This is a genomic window from Methanoregula formicica SMSP, assembly GCF_000327485.1.
Lineage (GTDB): Archaea > Halobacteriota > Methanomicrobia > Methanomicrobiales > Methanospirillaceae > Methanoregula > Methanoregula formicica.
In genome coordinates this window covers 757,234-784,084 of sequence record NC_019943.1, presented here as the reverse complement: position 1 = coordinate 784,084, position 26,851 = coordinate 757,234, and the positions used below count along the sequence as shown (strand labels likewise).

General features: G+C 58.9%; 28 protein-coding genes. 13 read left to right on the top strand and 15 right to left on the bottom strand.

Features of this window, described 5'->3' with window-relative positions:
• Nucleotides 1–44: 44 nt before the first annotated feature.
• Genes METFOR_RS14445 through METFOR_RS03980 form a run of 3 tightly spaced genes read right to left on the bottom strand, consistent with a single transcriptional unit; the run spans nt 45 to nt 3,960 of the window.
• Nucleotides 45–1,853 (bottom strand): PKD domain-containing protein, encoded by a 1,809-nt coding sequence (locus METFOR_RS14445; RefSeq protein WP_015284820.1) that lies wholly within the window; start codon nt 1,851–1,853, stop codon nt 45–47.
• Between the two features lie 2 nt (nt 1,854–1,855).
• On the bottom strand, nt 1,856–3,016 hold the full coding sequence (locus METFOR_RS03985) for a type IV pilin N-terminal domain-containing protein (protein WP_015284819.1): 1,161 nt from the start codon (nt 3,014–3,016) through the stop codon (nt 1,856–1,858).
• The gene (locus tag METFOR_RS03980; protein WP_015284818.1) at nt 3,013–3,960 is read right to left on the bottom strand and encodes a hypothetical protein; all 948 of its coding nucleotides are present in this window, start codon (nt 3,958–3,960) and stop codon (nt 3,013–3,015) included. The genes METFOR_RS03985 and METFOR_RS03980 overlap by 4 nt, the downstream gene beginning before the upstream one ends.
• Before the next feature lie 137 nt (nt 3,961–4,097).
• Between METFOR_RS03980 and METFOR_RS03975 the strand changes: the two genes are divergently transcribed.
• The 3 genes from METFOR_RS03975 to METFOR_RS03965 all read left to right on the top strand — a co-directional run bounded on the left by METFOR_RS03975 (nt 4,098) and on the right by METFOR_RS03965 (nt 6,622).
• Nucleotides 4,098–5,090 (top strand): radical SAM protein, encoded by a 993-nt coding sequence (locus METFOR_RS03975; protein ID WP_015284817.1) that lies wholly within the window; start codon nt 4,098–4,100, stop codon nt 5,088–5,090.
• Complete coding sequence (gene uppS, locus METFOR_RS03970) at nt 5,087–5,854, top strand: polyprenyl diphosphate synthase (protein WP_015284816.1); 768 nt, start codon at nt 5,087–5,089, stop codon at nt 5,852–5,854. The genes METFOR_RS03975 and uppS overlap by 4 nt, the downstream gene beginning before the upstream one ends.
• A 75-nt stretch (nt 5,855–5,929) precedes the next feature.
• Complete coding sequence (locus tag METFOR_RS03965; protein ID WP_015284815.1) at nt 5,930–6,622, top strand: hypothetical protein; 693 nt, start codon at nt 5,930–5,932, stop codon at nt 6,620–6,622.
• Nucleotides 6,623–6,632: 10 nt separating this feature from the next.
• On the opposite strand, the gene METFOR_RS03960 is transcribed toward METFOR_RS03965, so the two are convergent.
• From METFOR_RS03960 to METFOR_RS03950, 3 genes are read right to left on the bottom strand one after another with little or no spacing between them, the layout of a single operon-like run.
• On the bottom strand, nt 6,633–7,262 hold the full coding sequence (locus tag METFOR_RS03960) for an undecaprenyl diphosphate synthase family protein (protein WP_015284814.1): 630 nt from the start codon (nt 7,260–7,262) through the stop codon (nt 6,633–6,635).
• Nucleotides 7,263–7,313: 51 nt separating this feature from the next.
• Nucleotides 7,314–9,296, bottom strand: coding sequence for a ferrous iron transport protein B (gene feoB, locus METFOR_RS03955; protein WP_015284813.1), 1,983 nt, complete (start codon nt 9,294–9,296; stop codon nt 7,314–7,316).
• On the bottom strand, nt 9,293–10,009 hold the full coding sequence (locus METFOR_RS03950; RefSeq protein WP_015284812.1) for a metal-dependent transcriptional regulator: 717 nt from the start codon (nt 10,007–10,009) through the stop codon (nt 9,293–9,295). Before METFOR_RS03950 ends, feoB begins: the two co-directional genes overlap by 4 nt.
• 153 nt (nt 10,010–10,162) lie before the next feature.
• Here METFOR_RS03950 and METFOR_RS03945 point away from each other — a divergent pair, with 153 nt between their 5' ends.
• From METFOR_RS03945 to METFOR_RS03920, 6 genes are all read left to right on the top strand, one after another.
• Nucleotides 10,163–10,870: an RAD55 family ATPase gene (locus METFOR_RS03945; RefSeq protein ID WP_015284811.1), complete on the top strand. Its 708-nt coding sequence runs from the start codon at nt 10,163–10,165 to the stop codon at nt 10,868–10,870.
• Nucleotides 10,867–12,033 (top strand): GTP-binding protein, encoded by a 1,167-nt coding sequence (locus tag METFOR_RS03940; RefSeq protein WP_015284810.1) that lies wholly within the window; start codon nt 10,867–10,869, stop codon nt 12,031–12,033. Before METFOR_RS03945 ends, METFOR_RS03940 begins: the two co-directional genes overlap by 4 nt.
• 16 nt (nt 12,034–12,049) lie before the next feature.
• Complete coding sequence (dph5, locus tag METFOR_RS03935; protein ID WP_015284809.1) at nt 12,050–12,799, top strand: diphthine synthase; 750 nt, start codon at nt 12,050–12,052, stop codon at nt 12,797–12,799.
• Nucleotides 12,796–13,377 carry a DUF357 domain-containing protein gene (locus METFOR_RS14440; protein ID WP_015284808.1) on the top strand — a complete coding sequence of 194 codons (582 nt, stop codon included), beginning with the start codon at nt 12,796–12,798 and terminating at the stop codon, nt 13,375–13,377. Before dph5 ends, METFOR_RS14440 begins: the two co-directional genes overlap by 4 nt.
• 85 nt (nt 13,378–13,462) lie before the next feature.
• On the top strand, nt 13,463–14,512 hold the full coding sequence (locus METFOR_RS03925) for a lysylphosphatidylglycerol synthase transmembrane domain-containing protein (protein WP_015284807.1): 1,050 nt from the start codon (nt 13,463–13,465) through the stop codon (nt 14,510–14,512).
• Nucleotides 14,513–14,550: 38 nt separating this feature from the next.
• Complete coding sequence (locus tag METFOR_RS03920) at nt 14,551–15,003, top strand: bifunctional nuclease family protein (RefSeq protein ID WP_015284806.1); 453 nt, start codon at nt 14,551–14,553, stop codon at nt 15,001–15,003.
• Nucleotides 15,004–15,027: 24 nt separating this feature from the next.
• Here the strand turns inward: METFOR_RS03920 and hisE are convergent, their stop codons facing one another.
• The 3 genes from hisE to METFOR_RS03905 all read right to left on the bottom strand — a co-directional run bounded on the left by hisE (nt 15,028) and on the right by METFOR_RS03905 (nt 16,671).
• Nucleotides 15,028–15,330 carry a phosphoribosyl-ATP diphosphatase gene (gene hisE, locus METFOR_RS03915; protein WP_015284805.1) on the bottom strand — a complete coding sequence of 101 codons (303 nt, stop codon included), beginning with the start codon at nt 15,328–15,330 and terminating at the stop codon, nt 15,028–15,030.
• A complete protein-coding gene (locus tag METFOR_RS03910) occupies nt 15,327–15,770 on the bottom strand; it encodes a NusA-like transcription termination signal-binding factor (RefSeq protein WP_015284804.1) in 444 nt (147 codons plus the stop codon). The genes hisE and METFOR_RS03910 overlap by 4 nt, the downstream gene beginning before the upstream one ends.
• Nucleotides 15,771–15,930: 160 nt before the next feature.
• Nucleotides 15,931–16,671, bottom strand: a complete 741-nt coding sequence (locus METFOR_RS03905) for an SIMPL domain-containing protein (RefSeq protein WP_015284803.1) — start codon at nt 16,669–16,671, stop codon at nt 15,931–15,933.
• 139 nt (nt 16,672–16,810) lie between these two features.
• On the opposite strand from METFOR_RS03905, the gene METFOR_RS03900 reads away from it, so the two are divergent.
• Genes METFOR_RS03900 through METFOR_RS03890 form a run of 3 tightly spaced genes read left to right on the top strand, consistent with a single transcriptional unit; the run spans nt 16,811 to nt 19,726 of the window.
• On the top strand, nt 16,811–18,061 hold the full coding sequence (locus METFOR_RS03900; RefSeq protein WP_015284802.1) for a 3-isopropylmalate dehydratase large subunit: 1,251 nt from the start codon (nt 16,811–16,813) through the stop codon (nt 18,059–18,061).
• 1 nt (nt 18,062) lies between these two features.
• Nucleotides 18,063–18,617: a LeuD/DmdB family oxidoreductase small subunit gene (locus METFOR_RS03895; RefSeq protein WP_015284801.1), complete on the top strand. Its 555-nt coding sequence runs from the start codon at nt 18,063–18,065 to the stop codon at nt 18,615–18,617.
• On the top strand, nt 18,605–19,726 hold the full coding sequence (locus tag METFOR_RS03890; protein WP_015284800.1) for an isocitrate/isopropylmalate dehydrogenase family protein: 1,122 nt from the start codon (nt 18,605–18,607) through the stop codon (nt 19,724–19,726). The genes METFOR_RS03895 and METFOR_RS03890 overlap by 13 nt, the downstream gene beginning before the upstream one ends.
• A 608-nt stretch (nt 19,727–20,334) precedes the next feature.
• On the opposite strand, the gene METFOR_RS03885 is transcribed toward METFOR_RS03890, so the two are convergent.
• The 5 genes from METFOR_RS03885 to cfbC all read right to left on the bottom strand — a co-directional run bounded on the left by METFOR_RS03885 (nt 20,335) and on the right by cfbC (nt 24,885).
• Complete coding sequence (locus METFOR_RS03885) at nt 20,335–21,273, bottom strand: PAS domain-containing protein (RefSeq protein WP_015284799.1); 939 nt, start codon at nt 21,271–21,273, stop codon at nt 20,335–20,337.
• 152 nt (nt 21,274–21,425) lie between these two features.
• Nucleotides 21,426–21,836, bottom strand: coding sequence for a hypothetical protein (locus METFOR_RS03880; protein ID WP_015284798.1), 411 nt, complete (start codon nt 21,834–21,836; stop codon nt 21,426–21,428).
• A 113-nt stretch (nt 21,837–21,949) separates the two neighbouring features.
• A complete protein-coding gene (locus METFOR_RS03875) occupies nt 21,950–23,071 on the bottom strand; it encodes a nitrogenase component 1 (protein WP_015284797.1) in 1,122 nt (373 codons plus the stop codon).
• Nucleotides 23,064–24,107 carry a nitrogenase component 1 gene (locus METFOR_RS03870; protein ID WP_015284796.1) on the bottom strand — a complete coding sequence of 348 codons (1,044 nt, stop codon included), beginning with the start codon at nt 24,105–24,107 and terminating at the stop codon, nt 23,064–23,066. Before METFOR_RS03870 ends, METFOR_RS03875 begins: the two co-directional genes overlap by 8 nt.
• Nucleotides 24,073–24,885 carry a Ni-sirohydrochlorin a,c-diamide reductive cyclase ATP-dependent reductase subunit gene (gene cfbC / locus METFOR_RS03865; protein WP_015284795.1) on the bottom strand — a complete coding sequence of 271 codons (813 nt, stop codon included), beginning with the start codon at nt 24,883–24,885 and terminating at the stop codon, nt 24,073–24,075. The genes METFOR_RS03870 and cfbC overlap by 35 nt, the downstream gene beginning before the upstream one ends.
• 162 nt (nt 24,886–25,047) lie before the next feature.
• Between cfbC and METFOR_RS03860 the strand changes: the two genes are divergently transcribed.
• Nucleotides 25,048–25,389, top strand: a complete 342-nt coding sequence (locus METFOR_RS03860; protein WP_015284794.1) for a GlpM family protein — start codon at nt 25,048–25,050, stop codon at nt 25,387–25,389.
• 4 nt (nt 25,390–25,393) lie between these two features.
• On the opposite strand, the gene METFOR_RS03855 is transcribed toward METFOR_RS03860, so the two are convergent.
• The gene (locus tag METFOR_RS03855) at nt 25,394–26,851 is read right to left on the bottom strand and encodes a TrkH family potassium uptake protein (protein WP_015284793.1); all 1,458 of its coding nucleotides are present in this window, start codon (nt 26,849–26,851) and stop codon (nt 25,394–25,396) included.

Sequence of the window (26,851 nt, the reverse complement as noted above, 5' to 3'; positions counted from 1 at the left end):
CCAATGTCACGGATACGGGAATCACTTACAGATTACAAAAAATATCAGAATGGATAATCATCAGGGCTGGTGAAATACGTCTCAAGGTTTTTGAAGGTTACCGTAGTCCCTCCACTGATGACATCGAAACCATCCCGGGCAATGACAACCCCCTCGAAGAATCCTCCACTAAAGGTAGCCTTTCCATTTGGCGCAAACAACACACCCCGGAATCCACTGCCGCCAAGGCCGGTAATTGAGATGTCGCCGGCACTTGCGATAATGACAACATCATTGACTGTAGAAGTCCAGGAACTGGAGGAATAACCGGGGGCAAATATTTTCAGGTTATCGGTCAAAGGTCCGGACGAGACATATCCACGCGCTGCATACCAACCGGAAGATTTTACCGAGGGCAGTGCTGTATCCGGCATGGCAAATCCCGGAACGGTTGCCTGATGGATGCATTTGTCCAGGATTCCCTGGTTGTAATATGCAGGGGCGCTGAGCGTCCCGGTATAATAGATGTGTGAACCTGGAGCAAGCCAGGGTGTCCAGTACAGGGTAACATCGCCGTCAACGTACACATTTCCATGAATCCGTGCGTCTTTCAGCCGGAGATTTCCCCGGACATAGACATCGCCATAGATATCCCGCGTTCCACTCAGCAGGTTCATGTCACCGGTGACATAAATATTTCCCGGATTGACCGCCGAACCAAGTCCTGCACTCCCTCCGTCAAGGGTTACATCCCCGTCAATGTAGAGGGTGTTGACTGCGATGGAGGCACCTCGATTAAGGTCGCTGGTTGATAAGGATTCCGTGATGACAACGGTAGCATCAGGTCCGGCAACCTTCGCACCGGAGAAGCGTAACTGACTTCCATAGACGAAGACATTCTCTTCGATAACATAGTTTACAAAGGGGACCGAAGAAACCTGGATATACTCTGTCCTTGTCATAGAATTGGAGCCCGCAGAATTTGTCGCGTTCAGACTTACGGTGTAATTCCCAACAGATACGAACGTGTGCTGCGGATTCTGCTGATAAGAAACATTCCCATCGCCAAACACCCATGACCATGAGGTCGGATTATTCTCCGAGAGATCCGTGAACTGCACAGTCAATGGAACGATACCGGATGTTACATTGGCGGTAAAATTGGCCACAGGCACGGGGGCGCCGGATACAGTAATAATCCTTGTTGCCGTGCTGCTGCCAAGGCTGTTTTCAGCGGTAAGCCTGACGGTATAAGTCCCCGCTGAAGTGAATGTGTGTACCGGGTGCTGGGTGAAAGATATCGATCCATCGCCAAATTCCCATACCCATGAGTCAGGACTGTATTCCGAGGTATCGGTAAACTGCACGTCCAGCGGGGCAATGCCTGACGAAACATCGGTAATGAATGATGCAACGGGAGCATAGGGTCCTCCAGCCCCTCCCGGTGTACTGTTCGAAGCCAGGACATAGGATGCAGATCCGTCCAGGTAGACCACCTGGACATAGGATGATGGCGACAGGTCGTTCATCTGTATGGTGAGCGTATCTCCTATCACCCAGTTGCCGGCAGGAGACGGGAATTTTGTTATCGAACCGGAGGGGACTGGATAGCTGTTCACCAGGATCTGGTAATTACCCTCCGGAAGGGGATCGCCCCCGTTGTGGTGAATGGTGATAATGTTGCCTTTGGAAGCGAAGAGAAAATTCACCGCAGGGATCTTCTCAGGGGGAGGTTGTGAGAATACAGAGACAGCAACAAGGCCAACTGCAGCTGCAATGATTGTGATAAGTATTACCGCGCCGAACACTTCGGAAACACCGGAATCGTCGTAGAGGCAGTGGTGCAGAGAATGCGGGCCGTACTCACATACCATGGTTATGTCACGCTCACGCTCTGTGCGTTCCCGACGAAATACATGCTGTCTGAGTTGGGGTCATATTCCAGGACAAACAACCCGACCCCCACCGGTCGGATGTTCTGGATAACAACAGTACTTGAATTTACCCCATCGATTACCATTGTACCGTTAACCGCAAGGGCCGTGTAATACGATCCGCCGGTTGACCGCACGGTCAGGGTTGATCCTACATCCTGGTATCCGGTAATCCAGGTATGAAACAACTGGGTGGCCGAAGTATTTGTCCAGGTTCCGTTACTCTTGTGTTTCCAGCTGATATCAACTACTTTCGAGCTGTCAGCGGCCGAAAATTCCCAGATCTGGTTGCCAAGGCCGAAGATCTTCCAGGACCCGGGGCTGCTTTTCGAGAGCGTTACCACAAGGATATCCCCAATTCCCAGGCTCTTCGAGGTGGTCGTTCCATACGAGATGGTCGATCCTGCCCCGGTAATATTCAACGAGAGGTGAGTATTCGGGTCGATCGTTGCTTTACCTTCCCGGTAAAAACTGATCGAATTGGCGCCGACCACGTTTGCAATCACCGGCCCGACTGTCGAGGGGGACTGGTTCATAGCATCGCCGATAACCGATACGTTGTTCAGGACAACGGAGAGCACGATCTGCGGGTCGGTGATATTCACGCAGACGGAGGGGGGGATGATGATCTCCGGGGCAGCGGTCACGGAGGGCACGGATACATCGGCCGAGGCAGACCCGATCACGGAGCCCCCGGATCCTGTTGCATTGTACACCAGGATGATTGTACCGGGTTTCTCTCCGGATGACAGCGGCACTACGAGGTTCTTGCCAAGCGACCATTCATTTCCCCCACCGGAGAGCGAGTACGCCCTCATCGTACCATCAACATACACCGAGAATGACCCGAGGGGGAGAATGTCGCCCCCGTTGTGGGTGAGGTAGAGGGTGAGCGGGTTCCTGTTGTCACTGCCCACCATAAAGTTCACATCCGGGATATTCCGGGGAGTGGCCTGTGAGTTCACGAATACGGCAACCAGCGCAACTGCGGTCACGACGAGGGAGATCAGCAGGACCGCGCCGATGACCTCGGATACGCCATCACCATCCCCCGTTCCATGAGTGGCCTGTCCCCGCATCCTGCCAGTCTTTTGGATCATCATGTAATACCCGATGCAATGTTATTGATCGTCACGGCATAATCGACAGACTGGAGCGTGAAGATGATGTCCTGGGTGGAACCTGAAACAGAAGGACCGGTGATGTTCATGAATGCCGTGCCCCGTTTGGTCACCGGGTTTTCGGTAACAGAAAAGGAATACCAGGAACCGGACGTGATACCCCCGCGCACGCGTGTCTCGTTTAAGACATTCATCCACATCAGGGCCGTGGGTTTGTCGGCAACATCGACCCGGATACTCACATAACTGTTCTGCTCCTGCGTGGCAAGCTTTACGGGAGTCCGTAACTGCGAATCAACCCGTACCGGCCCCTTTCCGCCAATCGAACTGCCCCCCAGCACCTGGATCGGGATAAGGGTAACCGATGCGAACTCGCTGGTGCCGCTGGAGGTCCGTGCAAGGGTAAAGGAGGGAGAGATCCGGCAGATGGACCCGTTATCCTGTTTGAGGAAGACACCCCCGGTCTGGTAATAGTACCGCTGCTGGACCCAGTAATTATTGCCGGACTGGTATTCCAGCACGGAGAGATTGAATACCTTTCCTTCCGGGAGGGTACTGGAATTGACCACCAGTCTGTCGCCATCGTCCTTCACTGAAAGGACCGCGGAGGAGGGTATCGGGTTGAGCAGGGGCAGAAAGAGACCGCCTGCTTCCGTAACGCCCTGTCCGGTCCCGAGGTTGAAGGATGTCGAGGTCGTTACACCGGACTGGTTGTTGATCCAGAGCGAGTCCAGGGTGAATTTGTAATCCGTGAACCGGTCCTTGACACTGTTCATCTGGACGATCTCTGCCTCCCTGCCGTTGACGGGAACGATATAGATAGTCCAGAGAGATACAGCAGCAACCACCAGGGCCAGGAGGAGGACAAAACCAATTACTTCAGAAAGAGCATGATCCCTGTTCTGCCCCGTTGTACCGGCTCTCATAATCTATTAACTCGTGTCTTGCTTGACTTATAAAGATAGTTCTGCCACAGAAGAAGGGTTTTGAATGCATATTGCCTAATACTAAGATCACATTTCAGGTACCGGTCCCTGCCGGGATCGCGGACAGGATGCACTCCATGACACTCTCAGACGGTTGTGTTCTCTGCCACCAGGGCGCAAAGATGGTCCTCTTCGTCACGGGACGCTGCCACCGTTCCTGCTGGTACTGCCCGCTCTCATCGGAGCGGAAAGGGACGGACACTGTCTATGCCAATGAAGTCCCTATCGATGTCCCGTCGCAGATCATCGAAGTAGCCGAGACCATGAGCGCACTCGGCACCGGGGTCACAGGCGGCGAACCGCTCCTCTGCCTTGAGAAGGTGACGGAGTACTGCCGGATGCTCAAGGATCATTTCGGGACGGAACACCAGATCCACCTCTACACGGCAAAGGCCCCGTCAGACAGCGAACTTGCGGAGATGCAGGGGCTCGTGGACGAGATCCGGCTCCATCCTCCCCGCGAGTGCTGGGACACGATCCTGGACTCGGACTTCATCCGTTCCGCACAGCGGGCAAAAGAGATGGGTTTCGATATCGGGATCGAGGTGCCGGCCCTCCCCGGGCTTGAACTCCTCATCCCTGCGCTCCCGTACCTTGACTTCCTGAACATCAACGAGCTCGAATGGGGGGAGACCAATGCGTACGCCATGCGGGAGCGGGGCTACGAGCTTGCCGACGAACTCCACAATGCCATCCACGGCGCCCGCGAATGGGCAGGGGAACTCCTGAAGCATGACAAGGTGCACTGGTGCTCCTCGGGATTCAAGGACTCGGTCCAGCTCCGGGAGCGCCTGAAGCGGATCGCAGAGAACACTGCCCGCCCGTTCGACGAGATCACCGATGACGGCACCATCGTGTACGGTATTGTCGAGCCGGAGGTTGGAGAGCGGGAGGCCGTTCTGCAGTTCTGCCGTGAACGGCTGGACCCGGACAGTTTCGAGGAATCGGCGGATGGCATCGAGATGGCCTGGTGGCTCCTCGAAGAGCACAAAGACGGGATGCCCGGGAAAAAGTGCGTGATCGAGCGCTACCCCAACCGGGGCATGGTCGTGGAGATGACTCCGCTATGAACCTGCAGGGCATTCTCGAACCCCTGTACGAGCAGCGGCTTTTGAGACAGTGCCGGCACATCCCCAACCACGTTGCCATCATCATGGACGGCAACCGGCGGTACGCAAAGATGCTCGGGCTGGATACGGCATCCGGCCATCGTGCAGGTGCCGACAAGACGGAGAAGATGCTGGACTGGGCACATGAACTGGGCATCCGGCACGTCACCCTCTACACGTTCTCAACGGAGAACTTCTCGCGGGAGAAGAACGAGGTCGGGTATCTCTTTGCCATGTTCAAGGAGAAGTTCCTGAGCGTCCTCACCGACGAACGGGTGAAGAAGTACCGGATCCGCGTCCAGATGGTCGGCGACCCGTCGATGCTTCCGGACGACCTTAGGGAGGCGGTCCTTGCAGCGGAGGAGGCTACAAAGGAGCATACCGGCTTCTTCCTCAACATCGCCCTCGCCTACGGCGGGAGGAACGAGATCGTCCTTGCCGCCCGGGACATCCTGGAAACCGTCCGGAAGAATGGTGCCGACCCCGATACCATCGATGTCAGCATGGTCGAGGAGCACCTCCACCACGGAAAAGGAATCCCTCCCGTTGACCTGATCATCAGGACGGGCAACGAGTGCCGGACCTCGAACTTCCTTCCCTGGCTTGCGGCAGGGCACGAGTCTGCGGTCTACTTCTGCGCTCCCTACTGGCCGCTCTTCCGGAAGATCGACCTGCTGCGGGCCATCCGGATCTACGACCAGCGGTGTGCTGCAAAAAGCGCCTGAAACTACAGCACACCAATCGTGTCCGCAATCGCGAACTCTATCTATCTTGAACAACAGATCAGGAACTGATCGCTCATGACGGGAAAGAAGGGAGAGGATCCTACAGGGGGCCTGACCGGTATCGCCATCCGGCAGGATATCCTGAGACAGGCGCTGGTATCCGGCCTTGACATCACGGAGATCTGCAACAGGGCGCTTGCCAGCGCAACCGGAATCCCGTATGACCCCATGAGGCCGGAACCGGTCGAACCCCCCGCTCCCGTTATCGTTGCAAAGGACGGGGCCGCCGCGAGGACATCAGGTGCTGCGTTGTCAGCATCCCCCGATGGAATCCACCCGGTCATCAACGCAGACGACCCCCGTGCCGCTTCCGCGGTAAAACAGGTGCCGCGGCCGGCCAAAAGGAACGTTCCCACAGCATTGCCCGGCAGGGCCCCGATACAGGAGAAGCCCCCGGCAGCCCGGTCCCTTCCTGCCAGTGCTCCCCGGAAAAAAGAGAAAATACCGGCACGGAAAAAACCGGCAAAGACCGGAAAGGGGCAGGCACTGAAACAGTTCATCGCCGAGGCGACCATTCGCGGGGATACCGAAGACGACCATGTGACAAAAGAGGCGCTCTACCAGGCATTCGTCCGGTGGTGCCGCGAGCACCGGATCACGTCGGTTCCGGAGAAAAAAACTGTCACCATTGCCCTCAAGAACCAGTTCGCCGTAAAAGAGAAGACGCTGGACGGGGAACCGGCCTGGATTAACATCCGGCTCCGGTGATGAGGCGGGATTATTTCCCGAACCGGCGGACACGCGCCTGGTAGTCCCGCAGGATCCGGAGGAAATCCACCTCGCGGAAGTGCGCCCAGTTCACGTCCGAGAAGAAGAGCTCCGAGTACACGGACTGCCAGATCAAAAAATCCGTGAGGTGGTCCCCGCCGCTCTTGATCACGACATCGGGGGCGTACTGGAAGGTCAGGTAGGACTCGATCACCTTCTCGTCCACGGTCTCCGGAGGAACATTGTCCCGTGCCATCTTCCGGATGCACTCCGTGATCTCTTCCCTCCCGCTCTTGCCCACGGCAACGACAACATCCATCCCGCTCCCGCCGGTCTCTTCGCGGCTGCCGGCATGGAGGCTTACGTGTGCAATCGTGCCGATCTTCCGGATGGCCGGAAGGAGCGAATCGATCTGCTCCGGGTCCGGTGCGGCGATGTGGAACATCAGGTGACGTATCCCGTGTGCGCCAGCCGGGCCGTGCGCTGTCACGTAGGCCGAGATCGCGTTGCACCACGAGGTGACAGCAAAGAGCGATTCGGGCGCTCCGGCAAGGTCCTCCCCGCTGATCATGAAACAGACCTGTTCCGGCAGGTCCACAATCTGCCGCCTAAGCAGCTGCGCATAGAGCCAGTAGATCATTCTCACTTAGGTATAGCCTGCCCAAGGTAATTAGGCCTGATGGTGACCCGGTCAGAGGAAGGGGCCGATGAGGTGGAACAGAAGTGCGCCGAGTGCGATTGCAAGGCTGGTCTCGAGCGCTGTGATCGAGAGCGCCGCCTTCCAGCCGAACTCCTTTGCCAGCGCGAGGATCGTGGAGATGCACGGGGCGTAGAGCAGGGTCACGAGCCCGAAGACGATGATCTGGACCGGGGTGAGGACGTCTGAGAAGACGGTTGTCCCGAGAATCGCCGCAAGGGCGAGGATGGTCATCTCCTTCCGGATGATGCCGAAGATGAACACAACGCCGGTCATGGCCGGGAGGCCCAGCAGGATCACGGTGACGGGATAGAGTGCCGCGTTGATGGGTTCAAGGAGCCCGGCGGCATAGGCCCCAGTGATGACGATGCTCCCGATAATGTAGGCCGGAAGCACGATCCCGATGAGCGACCGGGTCCGCTGCCAGGTCTGGCCGAGCACCCCTTTTACGTGGGGGACATGGTAGTCCGGCATCTCCATGATCATGCCCACCGATTCCCCGGGCAGCAGCCGGAATGCGAGCCGCCCGAGGACCACGATCAGGACAAAAACAAGCAGGTACAGGAAAAGTGCCCACCAGATATTCACAAACACGGCAACAACGCCGAGAATCACGATGGTCCGGGCCGAGCAGGGGATGAGCGTGACCAGGAATGCCGCGATCAGTTTCTGCTTGGGGGATTCGATGATCCGGCACGAGAGGCAGGCCGGCACGGTGCAGCCAAACCCGAGCACGAGCGGGATGATGGCCTTGCCGTGCAGCCCCATGCGGTGCATCCCCTTGTCGAGCATGAGGGAGAAGCGGGTGAGGAACCCGGAGTCCTCGATCAGGGCAAGGACGAGGTAGAAGGGGATGACGTAAGGCACGATAAGCGTGAGGGCGGCGACAAAACCCGTCCATGCACCGTTGAAGATGATATCCGGAAGGGATCCCGTGATCAGGGGTTCGACCGGGGCGATGCCCGACAAAAACTCCATCAGGACGCCGGAGATCCAGGCACCGATGACAAACGTCCAGACAAGCAGCCCGCCGAGCGTGGCGGCAAGGAGGAGGTACCCCAGAACGGGGTGGAGCGCGATGCGGTCGACCTTCTCGGTGAGGGTGATCTCGTTGTCCCCCGGCGACCGGATCTCCATGACCGCTGCGGCCAGTTCTTCAGCAGCATGGTACCGCTCTGCACTCATGACCGTTGCTGCCGGCTCCCCGTGTATCTTCTCCAGTTCGCGGCCGGACTCAAGGGCAGCGGCTGCCACGCCGGGAGAATGCTGCCGGACTTCCCAGACCGTGTCAGGATCGCCTTCCAGCAGCTTGATTGCCGTCCAGCGGGACGGGTAGCCCCCGGATCCCTCGGGAAGCAGGGCCAGGATCCGGGCGATTCGGTCCTCGACCTCTTTCCCGTACCGGATGGTCTTCGGGCGGGGCCGGGAGCAGGTTGCACGGACAATTGCATCCGAGAGTTCAGCTATCCCCTTTCCCTGGATCGCCACAGTCGGGATGACTGGGACGCCAAGAATTGCGGAGAGTTTCCCTGCATCGAGGATAATACCCTTCTTTGCCGCAAGGTCCGCCTGGTTTAAAGCAATCACGAGCGGGCTTTCCAGTTCCGTGAGCTGGAGCGTGAAGAAGAGGTTGCGTTCGAGCGCTGATGAGTCCAGGACGTTTACGACAACGTCCGGGTGGTCGTGGGCAATGAACTCGCGGGACACCTGCTCTTCTGTCGAGAGCGCGTTTATCGAGTAGATGCCCGGGAGGTCGATGACGCGGATCCGCCTGCCCCGGTGCTGGAGGAGGGCCTCGGCCCGTTCCACCGTCTTGCCCGGCCAGTTGCCGATATCCTGGTCAACGCCGGTGAGCTGGTTGAAGGTCGCGCTCTTCCCGACATTGGCATTGCCGGCAAGGGCCACCACGTATTCCGCCTTTGTGTCCACGGGCAGGTGCAGGAGGTCGCACCCGCTGCAGTCTTCGCACCCGCTCATTTACTCTTCTCTCCGCAGGGAGTGACAAAGATGTGATCGGCGATAGCGTGGTCGATGGCAAGTCTCGTCTTCCGGACTGCAATCTCGACAGGCCCGAGAAGGGGGGCTTTCCTGACGAGCTGGACCTCGGTTTTGAGGGTGAGCCCAAGGTCCGTCAGCCGCTGGACAACACCGGTATCTCCCCGGATGAATGCAATGGTCCCTTTCTGACCGGGAGCAAGAGTGGTGACGGGAAGAAGTGGTTCTTTTCGGGCGCTCGCGGGCGGGGCCTGCCCTTCATCGAGACAGGCCGAGCAGCTCTCCACCTTCCGGTCGCAGGCCTCGATCAGGCTGCCGTGGGGGCACCGGGCCGGGGCATTGAGCAGCTTACAGAGCGCACACTCCGTCTCATCCGAGAGCGTGTGCTCCATTTTACAGGCTTCGTCGTGGACATTTTCCCTCGTGATATGGAGCACATCGGTTAAGAAGACCTCGAGGAGACGGTGCCGGCGCTTCACCTTCCGCGCCATCTCCCGGCCCTGCTCTGTCAGGGTTGCCCCCTTGTAGGGCTCATACTTCACAAAGCCCTTGTCGGAGAGCACCTGGAGTGCTTCGGTCACGCTTGCAGGTGCCACCTTGACGCATTTGGCGATCGCCGATGTCCGCGCGATCCCGTGCTTCTCCTCGATGTCAAGGATACTCTCAAGATATTCTTCCAGCTGCTCTGACGCCATCCAGTATTTTTAGGCTTACCTAATGTTAAAATATTTCGGAATGCCTAAAAATGGCCGGATCAGGGAGCGGCTCCACCCGTTCACACGGTATCTTCGCTGCCCGGCCCGACAGGAGAGATTAATAAGTCTTCTGATAAAATGATCAATCGATAAATGTATACCTATAAGTCGGGAATTGCGCAGATAGACGAGGCATCCGGCGGTTTTGATGCCGGCACCAATATCCTGATCCTGGCTCCGCCCATGAGTGCCGCCGACCAGCTGGCCTATGCACTGACAAAACCGGTACCGGGCGAGTACGCCATCGTCCTCTCGACCAATGAACGCGCTGCCGAAGTGGTCGACGCATTCAAGGTAGCCGGGGCCGACAAGCGGTTCACCGGGGTAATCGATGCCATCACCAAGAGCTCGACACCGGGCATCACCGATACCGCCCGGCTGATGTTCGTTTCCAGTCCCACGGACCTGACCGGTATCGGGATCAAGTTCTCGAACATGGTAGAGACGATTTTCGAGGGGAATTTTGCCGACGGCGAGACCGGCCTGTTCCCGCCGCCGATACGCTTCTGTGTCAATTCCATCTCCACCCTCCTGATGTACCGCAGGCTCGAAGTCCTGTACCAGTTCCTGCACGTGCTCACGGCAAAACTGAAGAAGATCGAAGGTGTGGGGGTCTACATCCTCAACAGCGAATCCTTCGATGAAAAGACACTCTCCTTAATCAAGCAGCTGATGACCTGTGTCATCGAGGTCAAGGTCGAGCAGAATATCAACCTGATGCGTATCCGCGGGCTTTCCGGCGTGCCGGGGGACTGGATGAAATTCTCCGTCTCCAAGGGACAGGTGACCATCCTCCCATGATCTCGACCGGGATAAACGGCCTTGACGAGATGCTGGGAAGCGGCATTCCAGATGGCAGCAGGATCCTGTACAGCCTCGAGCCCGGGGTCGACGGCCAGCTTTTCATGATCTCAACCCTGTCCTGTGCACTGGCAAAGAAACGCCCCTGCCTTGTCGTCCTGCCGAATACAACGGTCGATGCATTCCGGAACGATGTACAGAGGATGTACGGGGCCCGGCCCGACCTTGCCCTGGCACCGGTCACCTTCTTCGATTCTGTTGACTGGGAACGGATCCAGAAGGGCAGCAAGTCACCGGAAGGCAGGGCACGCGAACTACAGGCACGGATCCGGAAACTCTGCCGCGAGCATGACGTGGACGTCATCTTTGTCTATTTCGATCTCTTGAACGAGGAGTTCGGGACCGATGCCGCAGCCGCGATCTTCACCTCGGCCCAGGAGAGGGAGAAGAAGATCACGCTTGTCATCGAGCACCTGAACCTGGAAGGGGAACAGCTCCTCGACCATGTCATCAGGGACCTGAACTTTGACCTCGTCCTTGCCATCCGCTCATCGTTCCGGCCCTTCCCGCAGTTCAATTATTTCACCCTCGTCCATACCTCGTGGGCAGATCTGCCCGCCCGCTCGGTCCCGTTCATCATTGGCGAGGGGAGGGTCATTCCCTACATCCCCCGCATCGTGGTCACGGGCCCGGCTTCGTCGGGAAAATCAACGTTTGTCCTCAATGCCGCGGATGACGGGCACTCTGTCGACCGGATGGCACAGGAGGGGAGCATGACAACGGTTGCGCTGGATTTCGGCTGGATCCGGTGGAAGGACTTCGACATCACGCTGTACGGGACGCCCGGGCAGGAGCGGTTCGATTCTCTCCTGCCATCATATCTCGGGCACGCGATGGGGGCACTCCTTGTCATCGATGCAACAAACGCAGACCAGCTCCCCCGTGCACGCCTCCTGATCGAGATGATTGCACGGCGGCGGATCCCGTTTGCCGTTGCGGCAAACAAGAGCGACCTTCCGGGAACCCTCGATCCAGGCCTTATCAGGAGGTCCCTCGCGATCGGTGACGAGATCCCCCTCTACCAGATCTCGGCAATACGGAAATCGGATGTGAATTTTGTTCTTGAATCGCTTGTGGATTCGATAACGCAGTTCAGGTACTGACCGGGGCAAAGAACGCATGCTGACTTTCATCGGCCTTGGCCTCTTTGATAAAACTGACGTATCGGAAAAAGGGCTCTCCCGCATCCGGAACGCTGACCGGGTCTATCTTGAGTGCTACACCTCGCGCCTCATGGGTGCGACACGGGAGGGCCTCGAGCAGTATTACAGGCGGCCGGTTACTCCGCTGTACCGGTCCGATGTGGAACAGGACCCCGATGCTATGCTCGAAGAGGCCACGACAAAGGACGTGGTATTCCTCTGCGCGGGAGACCCGATGGTCTCGACGACCCATGCCGATCTCCGGATTCGGGCAGCGTCCCGCGGGATACCGACAGCGATCATCCATGCCGCATCCATCGCAAGCGCCGTCTGCGGCCTCTCCGGGCTCCAGAACTACCGGTTCGGGAAGTCCTGTTCCCTTCCCTTCCCGCAGAAGAACTGGTTCCCGACCACTCCCCTTGACGTCATCCTCGCAAACCTGTCCCAGCGGCTCCATACGCTGGTCTATCTCGATATCCAGGACGACCGGTACATGACCGTCCCGGAAGCCGTCGCCCTGCTGGAGGAGATGGCAGCTGCACGGAAGGAAAAAATCCCGCTGTACGTGGGCATTGCCCGGGCGGGATCCGACGAGCCGGTGGTCCGGGCAGGGCCGGGAGAGTTGGTGAGGGCCTGCGACTTCGGCCCGCCCCTCCATATCCTGATCGTGCCAGCGGAACTGCACGACATGGAGCGGGAGTACCTGGAGATGTTCGCCGGCCTATGAGGATCGCAGAATGCGCAACAGTGCTTGCATCGGCCCTTGCACGGGCAACGTGCAGTGCACCGGAGGGGACACCGCTCTGGCGGACCGGGCAGGCCGTGCTCCGGATGGCGTCTGCATACGAGAGCGACGGGAAAACATTCCTTTCCGGCGATGACCCGGTCAACGCCCTTGCAGCCTTCCTGTACGGCCTGGGCTGGCTCCATTGCGGCATCGCGTCCGGCCTGCTGGTTTGTTCCGAAAAAAATCCCCAATGCCCGTTTGCAGCTCCGGTGGAGAATGTGCCGACCTCCCACTTCCTGAAACTGGACGAGAAGACCAAACGGTATGCGCGGCTCCTCAAAACGGCCCTTGCCTCGGTTACCCCTGCACCGGCCCCGGGGACACACGCTTATAATTTTGCAGATCAGGTGCTGTTCATTGCCGGGGTCTACCTGCAGAACGGAGAACGCGAGGTTTCGGCGGGAAGGACGGAAACCGCGTTATCCTGCTTCAGTTACGGGCATGGCTGGCTCGATGCCGGGGCTGAGTCCGGCTTCTTTGCGATCCATGCAAACCGCGGGATCTTCACCGTGGACTAAAACGGCTGGACGGCGAAAGAAAGAGTAAATACTTTGCCCAATAACCTGTTAGACTGACCGTTCCAGATATTCCCGGGGTTCGTCAATGGACAAGTCTCAATTGAAATGGCTCTATATTTCCGTCGGCTTCTCCCTTGCCGTCCTCGTGGTTATCCTCCTCCTCACCATCAACGAGAACACCATCACCTACCTCACCCAGATCAATCCCTGGTTCCTCCTCCTTGCATTCCTCACCCACCTCCTGACCATGTGCTTCTGGGCCATGCGGGTTAAGATGATGGCGGGTTCGCTTGGCTACCGCGTCGGATTTTGGTACAGCCTGAACCTGGTCTTTGCAAACCTCCTCGCTTCAGCAATCACACCGGCACAGGCCGGGGGGGAACCGGTCCGGGTCCACGAACTCTACAAGGCAAATGTCCCTCTCGGGGATGCCACTGCGGTCGTCATCATGGAACGGGTCCTCGATGGGATCGCCCTTGCAGCTCTGGCCGCATTCTCCATGATTGTCCTAACCGACCAGTGGAAGCAGCTCGGAACGGTCTCGGAGATCATGGTCTTTGTCACCTGGATCTTCGTTGCCGGGTGCCTCTTCCTCTTCTACCTGGCCATACGGCGCCCGGATGTGGTGAAGCGGGTCGTGGCGCGCTGCACGCGGTGGCTGACCCGTACGTGGGAGAATTCCCGTGTCGAGTCGCTGCTGGTGCGGGCGGACAAGGAAATTGATAATTTTCAGGGATCAACGATCCGGTTTGTCCACACGGCAAAAGGAGGGCTTGTCTGGGGCATGCTCTTCACCCTCCTCTACTGGGTCTCCGAGATCATCACCGCATCCCTCATCCTCGTGGGGCTCGGACAACCCCCGCTCATCCTGGAGTCGTTCGTCATCCAGCTCATCCTCGCAATCCTGATGATGCTCCCCTTAACCCCGGGGAGCTCGGGCATTGCAGAGGTCGGCGCCACGTCCATGTACGCCCTCTTCCTCCCGGCCGGGGTTGTCGGGATCTTTGTCGTGCTCTGGCGCATTGTCCTCTATTACTTCAATATCGCGCTCGGCATCCTCTCAAGCATCATCATTGTCCGGCGGGAGGCACGTGCCTGTCTCGAAGAGGGGAACTGCCCGCCACCGCCCACCTGAACCCTTATCTCGGTTGACAGCAATCACTGTGCACTGGCATGACACAGGTTCGTTGCGAGGTCAAAGGCGTTTTCATGGCAACCGGGGAGACCGCCACAATCCCCCTGGTGATCCTCACGGACGGTTCCGACCGATTCCTCCCGATCTTCATCGGGATTTGGGAGGCAGTCTCCATCAACAGCGCAAAGAACCGGGAGGTGTTGCCCCGCCCGTTCACCCACGACCTCTTTTTAGACCTCTGCGCAAAGTTCTCCATCACCCTGCGCTCCCTCCAGATCGACAGCGTTGAGGACGGGGTCTACTATGCGCAGCTCGTGTTTGTGAACAACCGTCATGAGGAATACCTGGACTGCCGCCCGAGCGACGGGATTGCGCTGGCGCTTCGCGGGGACGTTCCGATCTTTGTGGAAGAGACTGTCCTTGCCACGGCAGCACAGAAAAACGAGGACCTCCCGCAGGTGGTCGACCTTATGGCATTTCTCCAGAAATAGGGGAGAGGACGGGCCGGGCCCAAATCATTTCCGGCGGTGTTCCAGTTCTTCCATCACGTCCGCAAGGCTCACGCCCGAGGCACGGAGTGCGACGAGTACGTGGAAGAACAGGTCGGCAGCCTCGCTCGCCGTCCGCTCGGGAACGCCGTTCTTGACGGCAAGGATGAACTCCGTGGACTCCTCGCCCACCTTCTCCAGCACCTTGTCGATCCCCTTCTCATCCGCCAGAAGCCGGGTGGTATAGGACCCCTCCTTCGGGTGATCCGCACGGTCGCAGATGATCTCCCAGAGCTCGGCAAGGACCTTCGGGTCAACATTCGTCTTCATGCTTCCTCCTTTTCGAGCAGGACTTCCCCGACCTCGGTGTTGTAGAACCGCCGGGTGAGGATCCGGGCCTTCTCGATATTGCACCCGGCTTTCCCGATGGCGATCCCCAGGTCGCTCCTCTGGCGGACGAGAACATTCACCGGGGCGTCCGGGGACGGGCGTTCCACCCTCAAAACCTCGGCCGGTTTGAAGATATTGGCGATGAACGCATCCGGTGTATCGGCGAATTCGACCATCTCGATCCGTTTCCCGAGAACATTCTGCAGCCGCCTGATGTTGTCCCCTTTCTTCCCGATCGCAAGACCCATGTCGCCCTGCCGGATCACGTAGATGACCCGGTCGAACCGGTCATCGATGACGCAGTCAAGGGCGGTTGCCTTGGTGAGGATCCGCAGCTCTTCAATATACCTTCGCTCCTTAAAACCGATCGTGCGCTCCATTGTGAAAATCAATCCTATTGTATCCGCTGATTGATGGATATTCGAGATTTTTTGTATCGTATACCGGAAATGACCGGCACACATGCGGGTTTTATGAAATGATCACGCTGCAAAATTAAAAACATTGTGAAGAGCGTGCAGCGGAGGAGAAAAAAGGAGATTACTGGTAGGTGTAGGTCACGGAGACCTGCGCATTGACCGTAATGTCACCGGACTGGATGGGAGTGGTGGTTGCAGATTTCTCCAGCCTGCCTCCTGCATCCTGTGCATAGTTGGAGTACACAACCGGCATGTAGCCCTGGTAGATCTCGACAGTTCCTGTTCCGGTGATGTTGACACCCATGGCACCGGCAACCGCCTCAGCATCTGCCCTGGCATTAACTACGGCCTTCTTGAGGGCCTCGTTCCGGAGCAGGAGGGCCTGTGCATCAGAGAGCATGAACTGGATGGAATCTGCCTGGTTTGCGCCGTTTGCAACGGCAAGATCGATCACTTCTCCGGTCTTGCTGACATCATGGAGCGTGATAGTCAGGGTATTGGTCACCCGGTAGGACTTGACCTTGGGGTCAAGGAATCCCTTGGCCGAGTCGTCGTACGTGGCATAGATGTTGTACCCGGTTGTCTTGAGGGCGTCGCGGGGGATCCCGGCCGCCACAAGGGCGTCGATGACCTTGGTCATCTTGGCGGCGTTCTGTTCCTGGGCCACCTTGACATCGGAATTCTCGGTCTGGACGGACAACGTCACCTGCGCCCGGTCGGGCGTCCCGATGATATTGCCGCTTCCCTGGGCATGGATGACCTTGTCTGTTGACGAATCTCCCGTTGCCGCAGCAACGGTGCCTACCGCGGCCACCATGAGGATGGCGAGCGCAATACAGAGGAAGTTCAGTCTTCGCATCATGGTATTCGCATAATCCTTGGCCAGAAACGGGATTAAACCTTACTTTGACTGCGAACCCGGTCGCAGTCATGGCGGTGCACGAAACGTGGTGCACAGAAACTACATGAGCAGTGCGTGTCAATAGTAGAGACGATTGAGCATGGCAGCGACAATCGTGGAGAAGATATTCTCAAAAAAGTGTGGCAGGGAGATCAGGGCGGGCGAAGTGGTCATGGCCCCCCTCGACGGGGCGATGATCCACGACATCACGGGCCCGCTTGCCATCCAGAAGTTCTACGAGATGGGCGGGAAGAAGGTCTTTGACCCGAAACGTGTCATCATGCTCTTCGACCACCAGATCCCGGCGGACTCCATCGAGGCGGCAAACAACCATGTCTACATGCGGAAGTTCGCTTTTGAGCAGGACATCCATAACTATGACATCAACGAAGGGGTCTGCCACCAGGTAACGATCGAGAAGGGCCGGGCTGCCCCGGGCGAGATCGTTGTCGGGGCCGACTCCCATACCTGCATGTACGGGGCGGCAGGGGCATTTGCCACCGGTATCGGCTCCACAGACATGGGCTTTGCCCTGAAGTTCGGGGCCCTCTACTTCAAGGTTCCCGAGACGATCCGTGCCGAGGTATCGGGGAAATTCCCCCGGCGCGTGGGGGCAAAGGACCTCATCCTCGCGATCGCCCACGATATCGGCGCTGACGGGGCCACCTACAAGGCCATCGAGTTCACCGGGAAAACCGTCAGGAAACTCGACATGGCCGGCAGGATGACGCTCTGCAACATGGCCATCGAGATGGGCGGCAAGGCAGGCATCGTTGCCCCGGACAAGGTCACGTGGGAGTACATGAAAGGGCGCCGGAAGATGAAGCCCTTCGAACTGGACAGCGACCCGGATGCAACATTTGCGGAGAAGCGCTCCTATGATGTCTCTGACCTCGAACCGCAGGTCGCCGTGCCGCACAATGTCGATACCGGCGTCCCTGTGAGCAAAGTGGCAGGGACGCATGTCCACCAGGTCTTCATCGGCTCCTGCACCAACGGCAGGTTCGAGGACCTCAAGGAGGCTGCGGAGGTGCTGGGCAAGAAGAAGTTCTCCCCGAAGATCCGGACCATCATCATCCCGGCGTCACGGGACGAGTACCTCAAGACCTTAAAAGCAGGACTCATCGAGAAGTTCGTGAAGGCAGGCGCCCTTGTCGAGGCCCCCTGCTGCGGGCCCTGCATGGGCGGGGCGTTCGGCCTGATCGCCCCGGGCGAAGTCTCGCTCTCGACTTCGAACCGGAACTTCAAAGGCAGGCAGGGGAGCACGGACGGGAAGGTCTATCTCTGCTCGCCGGCAACGGCGGCTGCGAGCGCGATCACGGGCGAGATCACCGACCCGCGGGAGGTCTGACATGGCGGCAAAGAAGAGCATCCCGGTCAGGAAGATCGCACCGGAGTCGGGCCCGGTGGCGAAGAATGCCCGGACCTGGAAGTTCGGTGACGATATCGATACCGATGCGATCATCCCCGGCCGGTTCCTGACCATCAACAACCCGGACGAACTGGCAAAGCATGCGTTCGAAGGAACGAGGGACGAGTATGCAAAGAAGGTGAAGCCGGGGGATGTCATCGTCGGGGGTCGCAATTTCGGTTGCGGCTCCTCCCGCGAACACGCCCCGCTCGCCCTCGTGGGGGGAGGGGTGAAGGTCGTGGTGGCACAGTCGTTTGCCCGGATCTTCTTCCGCAACTCCGTCAATGTCGGCGTGCTCCCGGTGGTCTGCCCGGATGCGGACAAGATTGCCGACGGGGCAGCGATCCGGCTGGACATCAAAGAGGGGTTCATTGAGGCGGACAACAAGAAGTACGCCATTGAACCGGTACCGGAGTTCATGCAGGGCATCATCGATGCCGGCGGGCTCGTGGAATATGCAAAAGGACTCAAGGAGACACCCGCATGTACAAGATAGCATCAATCGGTGGAGACGGGATCGGCCCGGAGATCGTGGCCGAGGGAAAGAAAGTACTGGAAGCAGCAGGGGAGAAGTTCAACTTCGCTATCGAGTGGACCGACTTCGATATCGGGGCGGACCGTTACCTTGCAACGAAGAAGCTGGTCACTGAGGATGACCTTGCCGAACTGAAGAAGTTCAAGGCCATCTACTTCGGTTCCATCGGCGACGACCGGGTGAAACCGGGGATCTTAGAGAAAGGCATCCTCCTCGCGCTCCGGTTCCACTTCGACCAGTACGTCAACCTCCGCCCCATCAAACTCCTTGACGGCGTCGAGACCCCCCTTGCCGGCAAGGGGCCAAAGGACATCGACTTCGTGGTAGTGCGGGAGAACACCGAGGACTTCTATGTCGGTATCGGCTCCCGGTTCAGGAAGCACCAGACAATCGAGCTCGACGTTGTCCGCGACATCTACAACGTGAAGTTCGGGCTGGACGTCACGAGCGACGCAGAAGAGATTGCCTACCAGATCGGCGTCATCACCCGCGAGGGTGCACGCCGGGTCCAGACCTATGCCTTCAACCTCGCGATGCAGCGGAAGAAGAAGCTCACCTCGGTGGACAAGGCAAACGTCCTCTCGGACGTGTACGGTCTCTGGCGCGATGTCTTTTTGGATACCGCAAAGAACTACCCGGGCGTTACTACCGAGTTCAACTTCGTGGACGCCGTCACCATGTGGTTTGTCAAAAACCCCGAGTGGTTCGATGTCGTTGTCACCCCCAACATGTTCGGGGATATCATCACCGACCTCGGCGCCATGATCCAGGGCGGGCTCGGCCTCGCCCCGGGCGGGAACATCAACCCGAAGGGCACCTCCATGTTCGAGCCGATCCACGGCTCGGCACCGAAATACAAGGGCAGGGGAGTGGCAAACCCCATTGCCACCATCTGGGCGGGATCGCTCCTCCTCGACCACCTTGGCGAGCACGAGGCGGCAGCGGCAGTGGTAAAGGCTATCGAAGCGAGTATCCGCGATGGTATGGTGACCCGGGATCTTGGCGGGAAGGCGGTCAGCACCTCGAAGGCCGGCTCGTATATAGCAGAGTGCGTGAAGAAGGGCTGCTGACCGGGTTCTTCTTCACGAATCTAGTTTTTCTTTTTTCCGATCTGTTGAAACGTATGTCAAGGATCGGATTCACACCGGGACATTGTAAGACACCTGCACTTTGAGTATGAGTGAGAGCTCCCCGCCTCAGGCTCCCTCGCGGGGCGCCCTACGGGACATCGAACCTCACTGAGGTGAGATGGGAGAAGAACGCGAAGCGTTCTTCGACTTCGGCGGCCGTTCATCACAACCGGGGGTATGGGGGCATCAGCCCCCATCTATGCGAGAGAAGATTTCATCTGAACATATTTTTCCAGGCTAATCATCCCCACTAAAATACCCAATATGGTTTCGCATTCAATCTTTTCACTCATTTGTCTTACTGGAGATATGTACACCGCCCGACCCCCCCGCAAATCCGTGTCTGGGTGCCCATCCCCGTCGTAATCCTATGAAATAATGCAGCTATCAGCGAAAGAGTGCGGGGGGTCGGACGGTGTACTAAACGAACCGGTTGGAAAAATTCGGCAGAAATACAATAACATATCGACGTTAGCTACGAAAACAGGCCGGTCCGGATAGAACAATACGTACACCGTCCGATCACATCTATACCAAAAGACAGAGGATTATTTCGGGCCATCCTGCGAAAGCGCAGGTGCATCGCCATCGTCATCCGTATCGGACGACTTTGAAAAGAGCGCCCGGAAGACCCCGGCAGGACGCTTTGCCTGTTTCCCGGCAATCCGGGCACGGTACTCGTTCACCTGCTCGTCACCGGTGTAATCAGGGATGAGGTGCCCTGCCTCTTCAAGGCCTTCTTCCACCAGCATCCTGTCGGTGACATCGGTCAGGGACCCGGCAACCGCAACCGTCTTCCCGTTTTTCACCACCGGGACCTCGTTTGCCTCGACCCAGATTTTCCGCCCGTCGCGGGTTCCCATCTCCAGCCGGTAGGGGGGTTCCCGTCTCCCGGACGCGATGGCACGGATCGTCCGTTCAAGACCCGAAGCGTTCATCGGGTGGTCGGTCAGGTAGTCGGTCCAGAGGCGTTTTCCTTCGCCCGGGCGGCACCCGAGCATGTCGCGGATCCGCGGGCTGACAAAGACCATCCGGTGGTCGGGGGTATGGGTATAGTACATCTGCGCCCCGCTCTCAAGAAGGACCATGAGCTCGGCATCGCGTTTCCGGATCGCTTTCTGCTCGTTTTTCAGCGGGGTGACATCCCGCCCCGTGGCAACAATGGAGACAACCGTGTTGTCGGGGCCAAGCACGGACCGGGCCGACCAGCTGATGCAGCGCAGCCCCGTCTTTGTCGGGAGCCACTGTTCGACAATGCAGGCATAGGGGGGACGGAAGAGCTTGGTCATCTGCGTTGCGACAACATCGGAGTACCGCTCCCCGGTCACCGGCATGAAGACGCTGTTGTTCAGTTCCTCCCGGGTCTTTCCTGCAATTGCGCAGTAGGCCGCGTTGACAAAAAGGAGACGCCCTTCGAGATTGAACTGCACAATGAGATCCTGCTGGTTCTCAACAAGCTCCCGGTAATCCGCATCCATGGTATCCATACCCGAACCCTTCTGCCCGTGCCGGACCACTCCCGGAACCGTCGGGACTGGTGGGCTTCACTCACGCATGATCATCTGTCGCAGAACTATTAATGTTGCACGCTTACCGCCGTAAAAGAGGAGTGTGGGGAGAGGGAAAAATGGCGAGGTATTCAGACTGCGGCGCCAATGGTCTGCTGGCCATCCGTTACCCTTCGGATCCTGACCAGCGGGGCTTCGGGGATGCGGACGATGACCGCAAGGCGTTCCTTGCCGTAGAGCACGGCCTTGAGCGATGACAGCGAGAGGGTATAACTGCCCAGCCCGAACAGGTCGATGTTCAGGGCCTTTCCGGATGCCGAGACCTGCGCAAGGCCCCGGGTCTGGCCCAGGAAATCGCCCCAGTTCCGGGTAAGGTCCTCGACCTGGACGTGGACCCTGCCACTGACGGCCCGGATCAGGTCGGAGCGGCGGATTGCGTACCGGTTCCCGAGGATGTGGAGCTCGACAATCCCGTGGGGGATGCCATCGCTGTCAACTGCCTGCGACCTTGTTGCCTGGAGATACCCTGCTTTTTCCATCATACACGACCACCTTCTGTCGTATACAGGCGTTGATCCGGGCGATATATAACCCCCCGGCGTGCGCGGGGTGAAAGTGAAACACCGTCGGAGGGTTGAGGGAATGCGAGACCAAATCAGGGTTTTTTATCCATGCAGGAGTTCAGCACCGATTCCATGAACGAGAGTGTGCCGTTGATGCCGGCGAGCGGTGCAGGATAGATCCTGACCCGGCCCCGGAGCGGGGGGATGATCCCGGTAAATGCTTTCTCTCCTGTAAGCGAGCGTTCGAACGAGGACCCTATCACGAGGTCCGGGTCATGGGTCGCGATCAGGTCGCGGACCCGCGAGAGACCGGATACCTGCTCAGCCCTGAAACGGCTCTCGCCGGGTGCATTCCGGGTCCCGATGCAGCAGATCTCCGCGTCGAGGTAGGTATGGAGGGCTTCAGCGGCAAAGAGGGCATACGAGAAGCCGGCAAAGATCGCAGCAGACGGGGGATCGTACCGCTGGAGAAACTTGTCGCAGGCCCGGACAAGGCGCTCCTCCTGCTGCTCCAGTTCCGAAAAGACCGGGTCGCAGTCGGCACCATCAACAGTGTCGCCAATCCGGGCGAAAGTCTCACGGATGCCCGCAAGACCCAGCATTCCGCCAAGATTGTCCCCGACTCCGGAGGGGAAGTCCCCGTTGGTTCCGATGGTGTACGGGGCAGCATGGTGCACGCGGTCGTACCGGTCCGATGAAAAGACCGATGCAACGGGGACTGCCGCCATGCCAAGGAGCCTTCTGATCTCCTGGACGTTCCCGGCAGCAAACGGGTCGAAGAGACAGGTCCCGTCAATGTTGACACCGGCCGATTCCGGGTCAACCCGGGGTTCAAGCATGGCAAGGGCGCGGGCATAGCCGGTCTCGACGTCCCCGGCAAAGCCCGGGCTGTCGACAAGGATCACATCGTGCTCGGCGAGCATGGAGCGGATGTCTTCCCCAAGGAGGGCGGGAACGCAGGTCGTGATGACTGCGATCCGTTTTCCCGTTCCCGACAGGCTGCCGATCACCTCCTGGAGCCGGTCCTCCGACCCGAAGATCACGTCGTCCTCGAGGATGAACGTACCATGGAGCGGGGCATGGAGGAGGGTCGTGGGATAGTAATAACACCCGCTGGAACCGTGGATGACAACCGCAATCCCGTCGAACCCGGCAAGGCAGGCGGCAGCACCGGTCATGGCGCATGGCCAGAGGGGATTGTCGCACTCAGGCATGGGCAGCCCTCCGCCAGCGGTGGAGCATCCGCCGTGTCCCGGCGGTCCCGACAGCAGCGCTCACCGGCAGCCGGGCACACGTCCCCGGGGTGCCCATCACCAGGTCCAGCGCAGCAGCCAGCTCCTCGGCAGCAAGGAGTTCGTCCTCTCCGGAGTGGACGCGGTCGAAGGAGACGGGCACCTGTCGGAGATCGGAGAACTGGCCAAGCATCTCTTCCTGCCGCAGGCACTCCTCCCTGAGCGCTTCCTGCCCGTCGACCCCGCAGAGTACTGCAACCTCACGAATGAACGAGAGGGTTGCAGAGAGCCCGTGGGGGAACGAGGCAATGTACGGGGTGCCGAACCGGTTTTTCAGGTACTCTCCCACGGGAACAAGAGCCGGGCTCCGCAGGATATTGAGCTCTGCTCTCCCGAGCCGAGCAATCTGGTCCCACGAAAGGTTGTGGACAAACCGGAGGTTCACCGGGAGGTGCAGGAGTGAGAGTAGCCGTTCGATCTCCCGGTAATTCTCCTCAACCTCGAATTCGAGGTTCATCTCCCCGATGATGTTGACACCGCGGTCTTTCTGGCAGGGCCCTGCCGTCCCCGCAAGGGCGATGAGGGCATTGTTCATCCCGTCCTGGAACGTGCCCCCGAGGAATCCCGCCGAGGGGATGGATATCACCGGCACGCGGTACTCCTCCGAACAGACAGCGCCGACATCGTCCCCGATCGTCCCGACAACGCAGGTCGAGAGGACAACAACCGCACGGACACCCACCTGTCCCGCCGCGGATCCGATCGCCTTCCGGAGGGCATCCTCCCCCCCGAAGATCACCTCTTTTTCTGAGAGCCCCGTGGAGAGGAGGCTGGGGAGGACAGCATGGTCGTTGTCAAGCCAGCTGGCATGGAGGAGGGAGACATTGTGATGGCTGCACCCCTTCGGCCCGTGGACAACGGTGACCGTATCGCGGAGATGGGAGGTCACCGAGATCGCTCCCGTGAGCGTACAGCCGCCGAGCCTAGAGGAATTCGCGGGCAAGGGATTCGAGGTCATCAGTCTCCAGAGGAGTAGGGATGGAAAGATTGGTGTTCTCCACGATCCTTCCTGCAAGGGAACGGTAATGGCCGGCCTGGGGCGAGTCGGGCGCAAACTCGATCACGGTCTGCCGGTTCACCTCGGCCTGCTGGACAACATGGTCCCGGGGGATGTACTGGACCATCGTGCTGTTCACGCGACGGGCAAACTCCGATACCAGTTCCTCTTCGCGTGGCTGCCCCTTGGCATTACAGATCACACCGCCAAGCCGGCACTTGCTCTTCACCCGCGAGGCCAGCCTCTGGACTGCCTTGCAGATGTTGTTTGCCGCATACAGGGACATCAGTTCGCCGGAGGTGACAAGATAGATCTCCTGCGCATAGCCCTCCCGCATCGGCATGGCAAAACCCCCGCAGACAACGTCGCCGAGGACATCGTACACGATGACATCGCCGTCAAGGGCCCCGAACTTTTCGAGCAGCTGGAAGGTGGCGATGATCCCCCGGCCGGCACAGCCCACGCCCGGCTCGGGCCCGCCCGCCTCCACGCAGCGGATGCCATTGTAGCCGGTGAAGACGACATCTTTAAGGGAGACATTGGCATCGCCCCGGACCCGGACAAGGTCCATGACCGTGGGGATGAACCGGCCCTGCATCAGCATCCGGGTGCTGTCGCGCTTGGGGTCGCACCCGATCTGGAGAACGGAGAGATCCCGGTGGGAGAGCGCGGCAGAGAGGTTGGCTGAGGTCGTGGACTTCCCGATCCCGCCTTTCCCGTACAGGGCGATCTGTTTCATTACTACAGTGTGGAACGGCAATTTATATTAGATCTCCTGATGTTAACAAAAGTACACTTGCGCCGGACTGGCGAGCGTGAACGAATTTTGGGCAATGTGTCTCGCAGGAACCCCGTGGGGAGGCACAGGTATTAAGCGAAAGAACGGTGACCATAAGGTGTCATGGATCACCTGCAGACCCTGATCAAGTTCGTTGCCGGCGGGAGCATCATTGTCGGGGTAACGTATCTTGCACAGCAGGTGAACCCGAAATACGGGGGCATCCTTGCTGCCGCACCCATCATCACCACCATCGCGTTCCTGTTCACGTACAGCGAAGCGGGGATCGAAACAACCCGCCAGCTGGTCCTCGGGACCTTCTTCTTTGCCATTCCGTCGCTTCTCTTCCTCATCTCGCTCTGGTTCCTTGTCAGCCGGTGGGGATTTTTGGAGAGCCTGGGGGGAGCCTATGGGATCTGGCTTGCCTCCGTGCTCGTCATCAGCCGGTTCCTCTCCCTCGGCTGACGGGTTATTCCGGGCCGCGGACCAGGGAAAGGAAGAGGATGATGACCGGGATGACCTCAAGCCTCCCTATCCACATCACGAGGATGAAGATCCATTTCGAGATGACCGGCATATCGGGCATGACGTACCCGGTGTTGATGCCGCAGGTGGAGAAGGCCGAGACCACCTGGAAGACGATCTCCGTCAGGGAGAACGTGGTGAGGTGGTACTGCAGGACGGCAAGAGAGGCAATAAAGATGATGATAACGGAGAGGAGGATGACAAGCATGTTCTTTGCCGTCTCCAGCTCGGCTGTATCCCGCGGGATGACCCTTCCCTCTATCCGGAACGGGACAAGGACCTTGCCGCTGACAAAGAGCCGGCGGAACCACCAGAGGAGCGCCCGCACGCCAAAGGCCACCCGGTCCAGTTTGATCCCGCCGGCCGTGCTGCCGGCAGCTCCCCCGATAAAGGTCAGCATGGCGAGAAAGAGGATCGTCACACCGGCCCAGGTCTGGAGATTCACGGTCTGGAACCCGGTTGTCGTCAGTGCCGAGGCTGACATGAACAGGCCCTGGAGGATTGCGGCAGGCAGGCCGGTATCGGAGAAGAGGACCATGTCGTAGACCAGCACCGCCGTGCCGGCAAGGAGGAGGAGGAAGAAGATCCTGACCTGCTCGTCGCCGAACAGGCTCAGGCGCCGGTGCTCCAGGATCAGGAAATAGAGCTTGAAGGGCAGGGCACCCGCGATCATGATCGGGATGAGGAGGAGCTGGAGGACAACACTGTCATAGTACAGGATTCCCCCCCCGTGCAGGGTGAATCCCCCGGTGGAGATCGCCGAAAGGGCGAGATTCACCGATTCCCAGAGCGAGAGGCCGGTAAAAAGGATCAGGCCGATGGCACAGAAGGTGAGTACTGCATAGATCTTCCAGAGCGAACGGCCGGCAGCGGCAACAGCGGGCATCAGGGATTCGTCCCGGCTCTCGTCCCGGAAGATCCGCGACCGGAACAGCCCTGTGCTGCTGGCCAGCGCCACCGTGAAGGCGATGATCCCGATCCCCCCGATCCACTGCATGTACGACCGCCAGAAGAGGAGCGTGTAGGGGGCGGTATCCACGGACCGGATCATCGAGAAGGCCGTGCCTGTCCACCCGGCCATCCCCTCGAAGACAGCATCGGTGAAACTCATGTGCAGGCCCAGCATGAACGGTATCCCGCTCACCACAGCGCAGGCAAACCAGAAGAGGGCGACAGAACACATAGCCATCGAGAGCCTGCTCCCCTTGGTACTGCGGGGGAGCTGCCGGAAGAAGAGGCCGGCAACAAGAAAGACGGCCGGGACGGAGGCCATGGGCAAAAACATTTCCCACTCGGAGAAGATGATGCAGACAAGGAGGGGAAGGCACGTCACCGGGGCAATGAACGTGAAGATATCCCCGAGGTCGGCAAGGGTCGTCGAGAGGTGTTCGAGCCGGCGCAT

Coding starts and splice junctions, on each gene's coding strand:
- METFOR_RS03855 (WP_015284793.1), bottom strand. CDS start 26,851: ATGCGCCGGCTCGAACACCTCTCGACGACCCTTGCCGACCTCGGGGAT.
- METFOR_RS03945 (WP_015284811.1), top strand. CDS start 10,163: ATGTATACCTATAAGTCGGGAATTGCGCAGATAGACGAGGCATCCGGC.
- METFOR_RS03895 (WP_015284801.1), top strand. CDS start 18,063: ATGGCGGCAAAGAAGAGCATCCCGGTCAGGAAGATCGCACCGGAGTCG.
- METFOR_RS03960 (WP_015284814.1), bottom strand. CDS start 7,262: ATGATCTACTGGCTCTATGCGCAGCTGCTTAGGCGGCAGATTGTGGAC.
- dph5 (WP_015284809.1), top strand. CDS start 12,050: ATGCTGACTTTCATCGGCCTTGGCCTCTTTGATAAAACTGACGTATCG.
- METFOR_RS03985 (WP_015284819.1), bottom strand. CDS start 3,016: ATGATGATCCAAAAGACTGGCAGGATGCGGGGACAGGCCACTCATGGA.
- METFOR_RS03975 (WP_015284817.1), top strand. CDS start 4,098: ATGACACTCTCAGACGGTTGTGTTCTCTGCCACCAGGGCGCAAAGATG.
- cfbC (WP_015284795.1), bottom strand. CDS start 24,885: ATGAAACAGATCGCCCTGTACGGGAAAGGCGGGATCGGGAAGTCCACG.
- uppS (WP_015284816.1), top strand. CDS start 5,087: ATGAACCTGCAGGGCATTCTCGAACCCCTGTACGAGCAGCGGCTTTTG.
- METFOR_RS03965 (WP_015284815.1), top strand. CDS start 5,930: ATGACGGGAAAGAAGGGAGAGGATCCTACAGGGGGCCTGACCGGTATC.
- METFOR_RS03870 (WP_015284796.1), bottom strand. CDS start 24,107: ATGACCTCGAATCCCTTGCCCGCGAATTCCTCTAGGCTCGGCGGCTGT.
- METFOR_RS03980 (WP_015284818.1), bottom strand. CDS start 3,960: ATGAGAGCCGGTACAACGGGGCAGAACAGGGATCATGCTCTTTCTGAA.
- METFOR_RS03910 (WP_015284804.1), bottom strand. CDS start 15,770: ATGGAGCGCACGATCGGTTTTAAGGAGCGAAGGTATATTGAAGAGCTG.
- METFOR_RS03905 (WP_015284803.1), bottom strand. CDS start 16,671: ATGATGCGAAGACTGAACTTCCTCTGTATTGCGCTCGCCATCCTCATG.
- METFOR_RS03920 (WP_015284806.1), top strand. CDS start 14,551: ATGACACAGGTTCGTTGCGAGGTCAAAGGCGTTTTCATGGCAACCGGG.
- METFOR_RS03860 (WP_015284794.1), top strand. CDS start 25,048: ATGGATCACCTGCAGACCCTGATCAAGTTCGTTGCCGGCGGGAGCATC.
- METFOR_RS03880 (WP_015284798.1), bottom strand. CDS start 21,836: ATGATGGAAAAAGCAGGGTATCTCCAGGCAACAAGGTCGCAGGCAGTT.
- METFOR_RS03875 (WP_015284797.1), bottom strand. CDS start 23,071: ATGCCTGAGTGCGACAATCCCCTCTGGCCATGCGCCATGACCGGTGCT.
- METFOR_RS14445 (WP_015284820.1), bottom strand. CDS start 1,853: ATGGTATGTGAGTACGGCCCGCATTCTCTGCACCACTGCCTCTACGAC.
- METFOR_RS03890 (WP_015284800.1), top strand. CDS start 18,605: ATGTACAAGATAGCATCAATCGGTGGAGACGGGATCGGCCCGGAGATC.
- METFOR_RS14440 (WP_015284808.1), top strand. CDS start 12,796: ATGAGGATCGCAGAATGCGCAACAGTGCTTGCATCGGCCCTTGCACGG.
- feoB (WP_015284813.1), bottom strand. CDS start 9,296: ATGAGCGGGTGCGAAGACTGCAGCGGGTGCGACCTCCTGCACCTGCCC.
- METFOR_RS03900 (WP_015284802.1), top strand. CDS start 16,811: ATGGCAGCGACAATCGTGGAGAAGATATTCTCAAAAAAGTGTGGCAGG.
- METFOR_RS03950 (WP_015284812.1), bottom strand. CDS start 10,009: ATGGCGTCAGAGCAGCTGGAAGAATATCTTGAGAGTATCCTTGACATC.
- METFOR_RS03885 (WP_015284799.1), bottom strand. CDS start 21,273: ATGGATACCATGGATGCGGATTACCGGGAGCTTGTTGAGAACCAGCAG.
- METFOR_RS03925 (WP_015284807.1), top strand. CDS start 13,463: ATGGACAAGTCTCAATTGAAATGGCTCTATATTTCCGTCGGCTTCTCC.
- METFOR_RS03940 (WP_015284810.1), top strand. CDS start 10,867: ATGATCTCGACCGGGATAAACGGCCTTGACGAGATGCTGGGAAGCGGC.
- hisE (WP_015284805.1), bottom strand. CDS start 15,330: ATGAAGACGAATGTTGACCCGAAGGTCCTTGCCGAGCTCTGGGAGATC.